This is a genomic window from Myroides sp. LoEW2-1, from assembly GCF_009767705.1.
GTDB lineage: Bacteria > Bacteroidota > Bacteroidia > Flavobacteriales > Flavobacteriaceae > Flavobacterium > Flavobacterium album_A.
In genome coordinates this window covers 1-14,044 of sequence record NZ_WSPP01000121.1, presented here as the reverse complement: position 1 = coordinate 14,044, position 14,044 = coordinate 1, and the positions used below count along the sequence as shown (strand labels likewise).

10 protein-coding genes are annotated in these 14,044 nt (G+C 36.2%); 7 read left to right on the top strand and 3 right to left on the bottom strand.

Going from position 1 to position 14,044, the window contains the following annotated elements; all coding sequences use genetic code 11:
- Window positions 1-82: 82 nt before the first annotated feature.
- Both GOQ24_RS08245 and GOQ24_RS08240 read left to right on the top strand, forming a co-directional pair.
- Window positions 83-667 carry a hypothetical protein gene (locus tag GOQ24_RS08245; RefSeq protein ID WP_160339453.1) on the top strand — a complete coding sequence of 195 codons (585 nt, stop codon included), beginning with the start codon at window positions 83-85 and terminating at the stop codon, window positions 665-667.
- Window positions 668-1,358: 691 nt separating this feature from the next.
- Window positions 1,359-1,604, top strand: coding sequence for a hypothetical protein (locus tag GOQ24_RS08240; protein ID WP_155091639.1), 246 nt, complete (start codon window positions 1,359-1,361; stop codon window positions 1,602-1,604).
- Between the two features lie 405 nt (window positions 1,605-2,009).
- Here GOQ24_RS08240 and GOQ24_RS08235 read toward each other — a convergent pair whose 3' ends face one another.
- Together GOQ24_RS08235 and GOQ24_RS08230 are read right to left on the bottom strand one after the other, a co-directional pair.
- Entirely contained in the window at window positions 2,010-2,999 is a 990-nt protein-coding gene (locus GOQ24_RS08235; protein WP_160339452.1) for an ornithine cyclodeaminase family protein, read from the bottom strand.
- Between the two features lie 432 nt (window positions 3,000-3,431).
- The gene (locus GOQ24_RS08230) at window positions 3,432-4,448 is read right to left on the bottom strand and encodes a PTS transporter subunit IIC (protein WP_160339451.1); all 1,017 of its coding nucleotides are present in this window, start codon (window positions 4,446-4,448) and stop codon (window positions 3,432-3,434) included.
- Window positions 4,449-4,729: 281 nt separating this feature from the next.
- Here GOQ24_RS08230 and GOQ24_RS08225 point away from each other — a divergent pair, with 281 nt between their 5' ends.
- The 5 genes from GOQ24_RS08225 to GOQ24_RS08205 all read left to right on the top strand — a co-directional run bounded on the left by GOQ24_RS08225 (window position 4,730) and on the right by GOQ24_RS08205 (window position 12,472).
- On the top strand, window positions 4,730-6,715 hold the full coding sequence (locus tag GOQ24_RS08225; protein ID WP_160339450.1) for a thiamine pyrophosphate-dependent enzyme: 1,986 nt from the start codon (window positions 4,730-4,732) through the stop codon (window positions 6,713-6,715).
- Window positions 6,716-6,742: 27 nt separating this feature from the next.
- Window positions 6,743-7,693, top strand: a complete 951-nt coding sequence (locus tag GOQ24_RS08220; RefSeq protein WP_155091643.1) for a phosphoribosylaminoimidazolesuccinocarboxamide synthase — start codon at window positions 6,743-6,745, stop codon at window positions 7,691-7,693.
- Between the two features lie 17 nt (window positions 7,694-7,710).
- Complete coding sequence (locus GOQ24_RS08215; RefSeq protein ID WP_155091644.1) at window positions 7,711-8,343, top strand: nitroreductase family protein; 633 nt, start codon at window positions 7,711-7,713, stop codon at window positions 8,341-8,343.
- 227 nt (window positions 8,344-8,570) lie between these two features.
- A complete protein-coding gene (locus tag GOQ24_RS08210) occupies window positions 8,571-10,976 on the top strand; it encodes a thiamine pyrophosphate-dependent enzyme (RefSeq protein ID WP_160339449.1) in 2,406 nt (801 codons plus the stop codon).
- A gap of 236 nt (window positions 10,977-11,212) precedes the next feature.
- A complete protein-coding gene (locus tag GOQ24_RS08205) occupies window positions 11,213-12,472 on the top strand; it encodes an aminotransferase class I/II-fold pyridoxal phosphate-dependent enzyme (RefSeq protein WP_155091646.1) in 1,260 nt (419 codons plus the stop codon).
- Between the two features lie 160 nt (window positions 12,473-12,632).
- Here GOQ24_RS08205 and punC read toward each other — a convergent pair whose 3' ends face one another.
- Window positions 12,633-13,808 carry a purine nucleoside transporter PunC gene (punC, locus tag GOQ24_RS08200; RefSeq protein WP_155091647.1) on the bottom strand — a complete coding sequence of 392 codons (1,176 nt, stop codon included), beginning with the start codon at window positions 13,806-13,808 and terminating at the stop codon, window positions 12,633-12,635.
- Window positions 13,809-14,044: the final 236 nt, after the last annotated feature.

Sequence of the window (14,044 nt, the reverse complement as noted above, 5' to 3'; positions counted from 1 at the left end):
AATCCTCTACATGAGAATACATTATTTCTTGTTTGCTCATCTATTTATTATTTGAAACAAACTTACTACCTTAAGTTAGCTTATGAAATATGTGGTTGCTCGGGTGGATACTGTTAAAGAGCGAATCGAAAAACGAAAAGCTGAAATAGCTGCCCGCCAAGAACTTCACCAAATGAATAAAACGCAAGTACAAGACCAGAAAAATAAGACCAGTAGAATCCGAGATACCAAAAAGTTGAACGAAACAACAGTTCACGTTGTAGATGGAAAATTTTATACCTTCGATGAGGTTGTTGCTTTTCTTGAAACAACTAATGGGACAAAAAACATGAAGATTTACAATGCAGAAGATGCAAAAAAAGTATTTAATTATACCGGAAATAAAAAAGTATTTGAGTATTCCTTGAAAACTGATGAGGATGTTGAAAATGAAAAACAGATACGTCAAATCACAAGAGAGTACAAAGAGAAGATGCGCAAAAACAAACTTCGTGAGTCCTCTTTTGTAGGTCTTTATGTTTTAGATGGAACTCCTGTTAGTTATGAGCAAATGATGCAAGTAAAACCAGTTGATATTAAATCTGTTTCGATATTGAAAAAACAAGAGGCAGTAGAGAAGTATGGGGTAGAAGGAGAAAATGGCGCAATGGAGATTAAAGTAAAATAATTGCTGCTTTACCATTAGGTGTACTTCCAGAGAAAAAAAGGGGGGAGATTGATGTGAACAAAGTGTCAATCTATCTTCTAAAAAGGCTATTTATAGACCTATGAGGATGAAGTAAATAAAAAAGAGGATTAGGTAGTTTTTAGATTATCTAATCTTTTTTTTGTTTGATTAATCTCATTGTTTATCATAAATAGCTTAAATACTTCATTTTACAATGAAAGTAGATTGATGTATTGACAAGAGTTTATACCTAAACATAGGTGATTAAATATGTGAAGTCTTTCTACTTAATCCTAATAGGATAGTTTTCTACATCATTCTCTTGCATTTGGTAGGAGGATTTTTGGGGTATGCTTGCATCTTTGTTCGAGAAAAGGCCTCTCTAGGGCAGTAAACTGTGAGAATACCCCTAAGAATCAGCAAAGGAAACTAGCAAACAGAGTGGACCAAGCGTTAAGAAAATGTATGGTGGACATTTTTAGCCAAGGGGCTAGCGAGGGAGAACCGAAAACCGAAAACAGAAGGTGTGCTGGCAAATACTGTTTAGCTTATCAAGACTTGTTGTCGATGAGCATTTTTGTAATTATCTTTATCAAGGTCGGAAGTTAGGTGAGCAAATACTTGCATCATTAAAAATTTTGAGAATCAGTATAATAAGTGACTAGAAATAAACAATATAAGTTGGCATAACATGAGATTAACACAGGAAGAAGCCATTCAAATAGCAAAACAGTATCAACAGCGATATCCTTCGCTTATAAATACCATTGTTCGGGCACAATTTAATCCAAAGTTTAATGTCGTTGGAGAAAAAGCATGGATTGCAATTGGTGTATTTGAACTATTTGGGGATATGCATGAGTTTTTTTATGTGATTTCAGATGAAACCGGGGAGGTTGAATATACCTTTAATGAACATGGCTGTATAAATCCATAGCAATAAGCTTCTTATTTTGGGCTTACCATACACATATTCATTGTCTATTTGTTATTAGCAGGGGATGTATATGCGATCCTAAGCTCACTGAATTTATCAATAATCTTTGTAGATTGTATTTTTCCATTTCTATACACGATAATTTCCTACTAATGGCCATTCAACACTTTATCAACAGTGCCTTCCCAAGATTGGGATTGTTCGTTATAGCGCAAAAAATCCAAGAAAATTTTCATGAAAATCATAGAAAGGTTATTAAACTAATGTAAAAGAGAAAAAGTAATGAAACTAGTAAAAAAAAGACGTCAATATTGAGAGACGTCTTTTAATTTAAGTACGGGTTGATAATCTATTAAAGTATAAAAACGAAGTGCTTTTGTGATTATATAATCCAAACGCTATTTTTTACATTCTTATCGAAGTACCTAAGTTTTCTCTACAAGCCTTGTCATAGGCATATTTAGCAGTAATTAGATCTTGGATTGCGATACCAACATTTTTAAAGACCGTTATCTCAGCGTCATTTGTTCTTCCCTTAATTTTACCCAGGATAAGATCTCCAATTTCTCCTTTATAATTCTCATGAGGTAACAATTCTTTTTCAAGGGGAACAAGAATATCTGCAGTTGATGAAAAACAAGAGTCTTTGTGATCTACAAACAAAGAACTATTCATAAAAATATCTTCAGGCAGCTCATGCATAGTTGGGCTATAGGACCCAGCTGCGTTGATATGTACTCCTTTTTTGAGATGGGACGTTTTAAATAAAGGCGTTGCAGAAGGAGTAACTGTACAAATAATATCTACATGAGCAAGTACCTCTGGGTCATCTGCAGCTATAATCTCTACATCAGATTTGTCTTTGTAGTATTCAATGAATGTTTCAACGGACTTACTTGTCTTAGAGCTACCAAATAGATAGGCTTTTTTAATAGGTCTTTCTGCACATACAGCTTCAAATTGTGTGTAAGCTTGTGCTCCAGCTCCAAATAGAGCCATTATAGATGAGTCTTTTCTGGCTAAATAACGCGTTGCTACCCCAGAGGCGCCCCCTGTTCTTAAGGCAGTAAGATGGGAACCATCAATTATCGCTTGAGTAAGATTATTTTCTGAGTCTATTAGTATCACCAGCCCTTGTATAGCAGGATGGCCGTTCACACCACCTTGTTTGCGTATACTTAAGAGTTTAACACCTGCGGTATTAATATTAGCAATTAATGACGGCTTAAAAAAGATATCAAGATAGTCTTTACCAAGACCAGTTATTACTCGATCAGGCATTTCAGCTGTATTATTGGATAGTTCAACATAGGCATCTACAACAGTTTCTATTGCTTCTTCAATAGAAACTAATTGCTTTATGTCTTCAGAGTTTAAGACTTTTATGGTATTCATACTTTATGTTTTATGTATTAAAAAAATAGGTTATAAAGATTCTGCTCTTATTAAAAAGCACTTTATAAGTGAGTTTGTATTTTATACAATACAGAAGATTTTCTGTGTTTGATTGAGGTTTCAATTTAGAAAAACAATAAAGCATAACCAAATTTATTTTCTCGACTACTTTCTGTAAGGTTTATCAAATCAAGCATTCCCTATTTTTTTACACCTGTTTACAGCTTACTATTATATTATTAAACTGAATTTAAAAGAGATTTTATTTTACTCCGATTTATCTGCTATGAATCAAAGTGTGTACTATATAAGTTGATTAGTATTTGTATGTAGTAAAAAAGCTACTGCTGTAGAATTGTTTTTTATATTAACTGATTGCTTGAATAATAGTTTGTGTCTTTGATAAAGAGAGAGATACTTGTCATTGTACTGTTAGAACAGTTTCATATCTCCTTCTTTAATCCACTGTTTCTTTTTCATAATAAAGTAAATTAAGTAAGACAATACCATAGGTAAAAGCACCTGTAAGCACAGAATACTCAAAAGTATATAAGAGGTAGTATGCGTGCCTTTCATGGCGTTAAAGGTTCCTATTTGACCAACTAAACCACAACTACCCATTCCAGATTCTAAAGCGGTATTTTGCATATCAAAAAACAAAATGGCTATCGGCCCTATAATAGCAGCAGAAAGAGTAGGTGGGATCCATATCTTCCAGTTTTTATAAATGTTTGGTACTTGTAACATACTTGTGCCGATTCCCTGAGCCAACACTCCTTTGAAGCCATTATCTTTAAAGCTAATTGTAGCAAAGCCAATCATCTGTGCACAGCATCCGATTGTAGCTGCACCTGCGGCTAAACCATCTAATTGCAACATTAAGCACAAAGCTGCTGAAGAAATAGGCAGTGTTAAAACCATTCCTACTACCACAGCTATAACTATTCCCATGATTAAAGGATTAGATTCTGTCGAGAGTATAATGATTTGTCCGATCCACTGCATGAGTTGGTTGACAGTAGGACCTGTGAATTGGGCAAAACCAACACCTGTTAAAACGGTAACAATTGGAGTGATAACTATATCAATTCTTGTTTCACCAGCAATTGCCTTCCCAATTTCCACAGCAATGATAGTAGCTATAAAAACCCCGAGTGGGCCACCAAGTTGATAAGCAGCTACTCCAACTACTGCAGAGGAGAATAAAACTAATTGTGGAGCTCTTAAGCTATAAGCAATAGCCAATGCAATTACAGGACCTGTAGCTTGATTGGCAAAAGGCCAAACCACTTGCTTTAAGAAGCTAATGTGAAGTTCCTCACCAATGGTTTTTAGTATTGTCCCTACAAGTAAAGTTGCAAATAACCCGTAAGCCATTGCTCCCATGGCATCTACAAAGTAGCGTTTGCCTGAAATTTGGATATCTTTTTTGTGTAGAAACTGTTTCATTGTGTGCTGGGGAATTAAAGACAAAGGGCGTATTGCCTGGGTTGATTAAACTCCAGCGAAAGTATTAATAATTATGCAACTATTGAAGTAGAATTATGTGTTATTCTACTTCGTTATTCTAAGGGTTAATCTTCCCAAGTAGTACTTTAGCTATTGTTACAGGCCGAAATAGCAACACCAAGGGAAACGCAAAAGTAGGATGTTTTTTTCTTTGATAGATGCGAATAATAAATTTGTTTACTAAAGGCAATTGCTTATTTTTAGAGTCTATTAAACCAATTATGAAACAATTACATTACGACCGTAAAAACTTATCAGATCAAGTGTTACTTGAACTTTATAAAAAACTGCTCAAACCAAGAATGGTAGAGGAAAAAATGCTGATTTTAATCCGACAAGGCAAAGTGTCTAAATGGTTCTCTGGTATTGGGCAAGAAGCTATTTCTGTGGGAATTGTCTCTGCTTTACAACCCGATGAATACGTTTTACCGATGCATCGCAATTTAGCAGTGTTTACCTCCAGAGATATTCCACTACATCGCTTATTTTCTCAGTGGCAAGGTAAGGCAAATGGGTTTACCAAAGGGCGTGAGCGCTCTTTTCACTTTGGAACTCAAGAATATCATATTGTGGGCATGATTTCTCATTTAGGACCACAAATGGGAGTGGCTGATGGAATAGCTTTGGCACATAAACTGCGTCAGGAAAAGAAAATCACTGCTGTATTTACAGGTGAGGGAGGAACTTCAGAGGGCGATTTTCACGAAGCATTAAATATTGCTTCAGTATGGGAGCTTCCCGTTTTATTTGTGATAGAGAATAACGGATATGGGTTATCTACACCTACCAATGAACAATATCGCTGTGAGCATTTAGCCGATAGAGCTAAGGGATATGGTATGGAAAGTCACATTATCGATGGAAATAATATCTTGGATGTTTACACGCAAGTTCAGGCTATTGCTCAATCAATGCGTGAGAATCCAAGACCAGTATTGATAGAGTTTTTAACTTTCAGAATGCGAGGACATGAAGAAGCCTGTGGGACCAAGTATGTACCACAAGAGCTCATGGATATGTGGGAAAAGAAAGATCCATTGGAGAATTACAGATTGTATCTAAAACAAATAGGGGTCTTATCAGAAGCAATGGACCAGCAGTTGAGAGAGGAGTTTAAAAAAGAGATTGATAAAGATTGGCAAGTAGTACAGCAAGAGCCTGAAATTGTGGCAGATTTAACCACAGAGTTAGCTGATATGTATGCGCCTTACCAGTATGAAGAAGTAAAACCAGGGGGAGAGGTAGCTAATATTCGATTAATAGATGCTATTTCGCAGGGATTGATGCAATCATTTGAGCGTCATGATAATTTAATTATCATGGGCCAAGATATAGCAGAGTATGGAGGGGCTTTTAAAGTAACTGACGGATTTGTCGATAAGTTTGGCAAAGCGCGTATTCGAAACACTCCAATTTGCGAGAGTGCTGTAGTGTCAGCGGCGATGGGATATTCTATCAATGGAGGTAAAGCAATTATGGAGATGCAATTTGGAGATTTTGTGTCAACAGGCTTTAATCCGATTGTCAATTATTTGGCTAAAATACACTATAGATGGAATGAGAAGGCAGATGTGGTAGTGCGTATGCCTTGTGGTGGTGGAACACAAGCAGGACCATTTCACTCTCAGACCAATGAGGCTTGGTTTACCAAAACACCAGGGCTAAAGGTTGTATATCCCGCTTTTCCTTTTGATGCGAAAGGATTGATGAATACAGCTATTAACGATCCGAATCCCGTTATATTCTTTGAACACAAGCTCTTGTATAGAAGTATATATCAAGATGTACCAAAAGATTATTATACCCTTGCTTTTGGAAAGGCATCATTATTGCGAGAAGGAGAGCAGGTGAGCATTGTTACTTTCGGGGCAGGTGTTCATTGGGCTTTAGAAATATTAGATGCAAATCCGCAAATAAAAGCAGATTTAATAGATTTGCGTACTTTGCAGCCTTTGGATACAGAAACTGTATTTAATTCTGTCAAGAAAACGAATAAAGTTATAATTTTGCAAGAAGATTCCATGTTTGGAGGTATTGCAAGTGATCTATCGGCAATGATAATGGAAAACTGTTTTGAGTACTTAGATGCTCCAGTTAAACGAGTAGCCAGTATTGAAACAGCCATTCCATTTGTGAAAGCTTTAGAAGAACAATATCTGCCTAAAGGTAGATTTGAACAAGCGCTAAAAGATTTATTGGCGTACTAAACAAAAGAACTACACAACTAAATTTATATGAATAATACAATCACAAAAACAAACTTTGAGTTTCCAAATCAAAAGTCTGTTTATCGCGGAAAAGTAAGAGAGGTTTACAATATCAATGATGACCTATTGGTTATGATAGCTACAGATAGACTTTCTGCTTTTGATGTGATTATGCCTAAGGGTATTCCTTACAAAGGACAAATTTTGAATCAAATTGCCACTAAATTTATGCAGATGACAAGGGATATCGTTCCCAATTGGTTGGTGGCTACCCCAGATCCCAATGTTGCGGTGGGGCATGTGTGTGAACCTTTTAAAGTAGAAATGGTTATCCGCGGATACTTAGCAGGACATGCAGCTCGTGAGTACAAGCAAGGAAAAAGAGTTTTATGTGGTGTAACTTTACCAGAAGGCTTAAAGGAAAACGACAAATTGCCACAGCCAATTATTACACCTTCAACAAAAGAGGAGTTAGGGTTGCACGATGTGGATATCTCCAGAGAAGATATCATCTCAAAGGGAATTGTGTCGGAACAAGATTATTTAGTTTTAGAACAATATACCCGTGCTTTGTATGCAAGAGGAAGTGAAATAGCTGAGCAACGAGGGTTAATCTTAGTAGATACAAAATATGAATTTGGCAAGACAAAGCAAGGTGAGATTGTATTAATTGATGAGATTCACACACCAGATTCTTCGCGTTATTTTTATGCTGAGGGCTATGAAGAGCGCCAAGAAAAACAAGAGCCTCAAAAACAACTTTCTAAGGAGTTTGTAAGACAGTGGTTGATAGCTAATGACTTTCAAGGTAAACAAGGGCAGGTAGTTCCTGATATGACTCAGGAATATGTCAATTCAGTTTCTGAGCGTTATATTGAGCTCTATGAGCAAATTATCGGTGAGCCTTTTGTAAAAGCAGATGTCACTGATATCCACACGCGAATTGAAAAAAATGTATTAGCTTTTTTAGCTAAGTAGTAGTTAATAGTTAGATTATGAATTTATTAGAAAACTTAAAGTGGCGTTATGCTACTAAGCGTTACAATAATCAAGTCAAATTGGCTGATGAGAAAGTGATGCAAATTGTAGAAGCAGCTCGATTAGCTCCTACTTCAAGCGGTTTACAGCCAGTTGAAATGATTTTAATTAAAAATCAAGAGTTAAAAGAAAAGTTAGTGCCTATTGCTATGAATCAACCACAAGTAAAGGAGTGTTCTCATTTATTGGTTTTTGCAGCATGGGATTCTTATACTGATCAGCGCATGGATAATGTGTTTAAAAATATGGAGCTTGTTCGCGAGATGAAGTCAGGGGAGATGAACCAGTATAGAGATGGGCTAAAGGCTCACTTTGGAAGTTTGACAAAGCAACAGCAATTCGAGCATGCGGCAAGACAAGCTTATATTGCATTGGGTATAGCTATTGCGGCAGCTGCGGAGTTAAAGATTGATTCTTCGCCTATGGAAGGTTTTTTCAACGATCAATTAGATGAGATTTTGGGACTTGACAAGCGAGGTCTAAAGAGTGTTACTATATTAGCATTAGGCGAGCGAGATCATCAAAATGATTGGTTAGCTCCAATGAAAAAAGTAAGATTTGATTTAGAATCAGTATTGACTATAATTTAATAGTAAAAGCACCCTACTCAGGGTGCTTTTTTGTTTTAAGGTATTGTTAAATATTTAATGAGATGTTTTAATTTAAGACAGATTTTTGGTATGTATAATTTTTTGTGCTTTTTTTTGTCAATAGTTTAATGTATGTGCGTATTAATTTGTGATAAAGAGGTATTCTAAATTAGCTTTTTTCTTGATAAAATTTTATATTCGTAACCAGTAAATTAGTGTTTTTTACAATGAGTCAAAACGGAAAAAATAAAGCTCTTTCTTTTGAAGATTTCAAGAAAGAGGTAATTCAAGATTATACAATTGCCAAAATCAGTAGAGAATGTAGTTTGCTTGGTAGACGTGAAGTGCTAACAGGTAAAGCGAAGTTCGGAATCTTTGGTGATGGAAAAGAAGTGCCACAATTAGCGCTAGCTAAAGCATTTCAAAATGGAGACTTTAGATCTGGATACTACCGCGATCAGACTTTTATGATGGCAATAGGTCAGTTGACGATAGAACAGTTTTTCGCAGGATTGTTTGGTCATGCAGATATAGAGCACGATCCTATGTCAGGAGGTCGTCAAATGGGGGGGCACTTTGCAACTCACAGTATTGATGAGAATGGCAACTGGAATAAATTGACACAACAAAAGAATTCAAGTGCTGACATATCTCCTACAGCCGGGCAGATGCCTCGTTTATTAGGATTAGCACAGGCTTCAAAATACTATAGAGAATTTCCACAAGCAGATGAGTCAAATACTTTTTCAGTAAATGGAAATGAAGTGGCGTGGGGTACTATTGGAAATGCATCAAGTTCGGAAGGGTTGTTCTTTGAAACAATTAACGCCGCTGGGGTATTACAAGTACCAATGGTGATGAGTGTGTGGGATGATCAATATGGTATTTCAGTTCACGCAAAGTATCAAACTACAAAAGAGAACATATCAGAAATCTTAAAAGGATTTCAAAGAGATGAGAAAGCAAACGGGTATGAGATTATTCGCGTATTGGGGTGGGATTATCCTGCACTGATTGAAGCTTATGCCAAGGCGTCTAAGATTGCGCGTGAGGAACACGTTCCTGTGCTTATTCACGTTCAAGAATTGACTCAGCCACAAGGGCACTCTACTTCTGGTTCGCATGAGCGTTACAAAAGTAAAGAACGCCTTGCTTGGGAAGCAGAAAAAGACTGTGTGTTGCAAATGAGAAATTGGATGATTGAATCTAATATTGCAACAACAGAAGAATTAGATCTATTGGATAAAGACTTGAAGAAACAAGTATTGGATGGTAAGAAAGCAGCGTGGAAAGCTTATTTGGATCCAATTGTAGCTGAGCGAAATGAGTTAGTGGCTGTTTTGAATACAGTTGCAGCATCAAGTTCAAATAAAGTTTTCTTGCAAAAGTATGCCAATGATCTGGCAGGTATAAAAGAGCCGATTCGCAAAGATATTATCACAGTTGCTCGAAAAGCAATGCGCATGGTGATTTCAGAGCCAATCAAAGCAACTTTGATTGCGTTTATTGAAAATTATTATGCAAAGATACAGCCCAAGTACAGCTCACATTTGATGAGTGAATCTGGATTGAAGGCAGATGCTATTGCTGAGGTAAAACCAACTTATGATGAGACAGCTGAGGAGGTAGATGCTCGTATTATTGTTAGAGATAATTTTGATCAGTTGTTAACCCGTTATAAAAACGTCATGGTTTTTGGTGAGGATTCTGGTAATATTGGTGATGTTAACCAAGGGTTAGAAGGACTTCAGGAAAAACATGGCATCAACAGAGTTTCGGATACGGGGATTCGCGAGGCAACTATCTTAGGTCAAGGAATCGGTATGGCTATGAGAGGACTTAGGCCAATTGCTGAAATTCAATACCTGGATTATTTGCTATATGCTATTCAAATCATGAGTGATGATTTAGCAACGTTGCAATACCGAACAGTGGGCCGTCAAAAAGCGCCATTGATTGTTAGAACACGTGGACATCGCTTAGAGGGTATTTGGCATTCTGGCTCACCTATGGGGATGATTATAAACGCAATTCGCGGGATGCACGTGTTGGTACCGAGAAACATGACTAAAGCAGCTGGATTCTACAATACTTTAATGCAGTCAGATGAGCCAGCTTTGCTTATTGAGTGTCTTAACGGATACCGCCTGAAAGAGAAAATGCCGACAAACTTAGCTGATATACGCACTCCTATTGGAGTAGTGGAGACAATAGCTAAGGGTAAAGATATTACTATTGTATCCTATGGTTCTACTTTGCGTATTGTAGAACAAGCAGCAAAAGAGTTGTTGGAAGTAGGGATAGAAGTTGAGATTATCGATGCGCAGTCATTGTTGCCATTCGATATCCAGCACGATATCGTTAAGAGTCTTGCTAAGACAAATAGATTGTTGGTAGTAGATGAAGATGTACCAGGTGGAGCATCAGCTTATATATTGCAAAAAGTATTAGAAGAACAAGGAGGATATCGCCACTTAGATAGTGAGCCACAAACTTTGACTTCTCATGCACATCGTCCAGCTTATGGTACTGATGGGGACTACTTTAGTAAACCTCAAGTGGAAGATGTATTTGAAAAAGTTTATCAAATCATGCATGAAGCAAATCCAGGTTTATATCCAAGTTTGTATTAAAATAGTATATTAAAACCTTTCTTACGCGAAAGGTTTTATTTTTTTATTTAGATTTGTTGCATTAAAGAGATAGAAAGTATGCTTTAAGTCGCAAAACACGATTGTGTTAATATACTTAAAAAGAATTTATTAACAGCGATTTGCCTATTGAATTGAATTAATTTGTCGGCAATTTATTATGAAAGCATACAAAATATCATTAATTTTGCATTTGTTTTTTAAAACATAGTTATATTATGGTAAACGATTTATTTGACAGAATACAGAAAAATAAGGGACCTTTAGGAAAATGGGCATCACAAGCAGAAGGATATTATGTTTTTCCTAAATTAGAAGGACCTTTGTCAAATCGTATGATGTTTCATGGAAAAGAGGTTATTAACTGGAGTATAAATGACTATTTAGGGTTATCAAATCATCCAGAAGTAAGAAAAGTTGACGCTGAAGCAGCAGCAGAATATGGAGCAGCTTACCCTATGGGGGCACGTATGATGTCAGGACATACTTCAGTACACGAGCAATTACAAAATGAGTTAGCTTCATTTGTGAAGAAAGAGGCAGCTTATTTATTGAATTTTGGTTACCAAGGAATGGTGTCTATCATTGACGCATTAGTAACTAAAAATGACGTAATTGTTTATGATGTTGATTCTCATGCTTGTATTATCGATGGTGTACGTCTTCACATGGGAAAACGTTTTACTTACCAACATAATGATATTGATAGCTTAGTTAAAAACTTAGAGCGCGCTACTAAAATGGCTGAAACAACAGGTGGAGGTATTTTAGTGATCACTGAAGGTGTTTTCGGTATGCGTGGTCAACAAGGTAAATTGAAAGAAATCGTTGCTTTGAAAGAGCAATTTAATTTCCGTTTATTAGTAGATGATGCTCACGGATTTGGTACTTTAGGAGAAACTGGAGCTGGAGCTGGAGAAGAGCAAGGATGTCAAGATGGAATTGATGTTTACTTCTCTACATTTGCAAAGTCAATGGCTTCAATAGGTGCTTTCGTTGCAGCTGATCAAGATGTAATTGATTATTTAAAATATAACTTGCGTTCTCAAATGTTTGCAAAATCACTTCCAATGATTTTCACTAAAGGAGCATTGAAACGTTTAGAGCTTTTAAGAACTAACCCTTCATTAAAAGCTAAATTGTGGGAGAATGTAAACCTGCTTCAAAATGGACTGAAAGAAAGAGGATTTAACATTGGTGATACTAACACTTGTGTAACTCCTGTTTACTTAGAAGGAAGTATTCCTGAGGCAATGGTAATGGTAAATGACTTAAGAGAAAATTACAGTATTTTCTTGTCAATTGTAGTTTACCCAGTGATTCCAAAAGGTATCATTTTATTGAGAATGATTCCTACTGCTACTCATACACAAGAAGATATTGATGAGACATTAGCAGCTTATGAAGCAATCCGTGAGAAATTAGAAAACGGAACTTATAAGAAAATTGCTGAAGCTACAACAGTAGATGTATCTTAACTGGAGTATAGATAAAATGGGTAAAAAGGATGGCTTTTAAAGCTGTCCTTTTTTTTTGAGTATATTGGTGTGATATTAGAATTTTGCTCTGTAGCTTAATAATTAAAAAACAAAAAAGGCTTCCTAGAGGAAGCCTTTTTAATTGATATAATGTAGGATGTTATTTGCTTTTTAAAGATAGCTTATACCCAATAAATACGAATACAATGGTACTGGCCATTACAATTGTGGTTGCTAATAATGCTTTGTGAGAGAACAGTGATACAGCTGCGCTGGTAAGAAAACATACCCCCAGTTGAAGCGTGTTTTGTAAAGCTGCAGCCTTACCTGAATTAGCAGCAAATGGTTTTAAAGCTTCGGCAACTACTATGGGATAGCACGCTCCATTAACTAAAGCCATTAAGCAAAATGGGATCAATAATATAACTAAGGTTGGTGTGGTGAATACTGCTAATAACAGTAGAGCAACAACACAAAGTGTAAAGGTGATCATTAATCCTGGTATTAGTTTTCTTCCGTCCATTTTGCTGGATAATACTCTGTAACCATAACCTCCAATTAAAAAGGCAATAGTCTGAGGAACGAAACTAAAGCCAATTTGACTTTCATTATATCCTAATTCTTTTAAAAAGAAAGGAGATCCAGTTAGCCATGCAAAGAAAGCACCTGAACAGAAAGCATAAATCATGACATTACCCAAGTATTTCTGTGATTTTAATATACTAAGGTAACTCACGGGCTCTTGTTCTGTAGCGTCGTCTGTATTGGCTTGTTTTTTGGGTGATTTTAGCCTTAAGGTGTATAGCATTAACAGCGCTGCTATAATGGCCAAAGAAATGAATATTGATCTCCAACCAAAGTGTTGTAATAAGTAGACCCCAAGTAGTGGAGCAAGGGCAGGAGATAGAGCTACTAAAGGCATAATGCTTGCGAATACTTTGTTGGTCTGATCGCTTGGATAGCGTTCAATCACTAAAGCTTGCCAGCATACAGCTGCAGCGCATACTCCAATGGCTTGTACTAATCTTAAGGCCAATAATACATTTACATTAGAAGTAAAGTATATAAACAAAGAGGATATCGCAAAAATACTTAGACCTGTTAGTATGGCTTTGGGTTTTCCATATTTATCTGCTATTGGCCCCCAAAGCAATTGTGCGATAGAATATCCTCCCAAAAAAAGCGTTAAACTCGCACCAATAGTACTCTTAGATGTATTCAAATCTTGCTTCATTGTGTCAAATGCAGGTAAATACATATCTGTGGCTAAAAAGCCGATGATACTAAGCCCTGCTAAATAGACAAGAAACAGAAAGTTGTTTTTCTGTGTAGACATAATTGTTTTTTTTATTGCCTTACAAAAATAAGCCTTTATCTGCTGCGAAACAGTAGTTGTGATAGTAAAAGTTTATAGTGTATTATAAGTGTTTTATTCAGAGGGATTTATTAAGATATCTTATTTTATAAAACAAAGAGGGTGTCCCAAAAGGTCACCCTCTTTTGTATTATATAAAACGTTACTTTTCTCTTAGATTAAAAGTTCTTGCAATTAAAACGAGTTTTAGACTTATA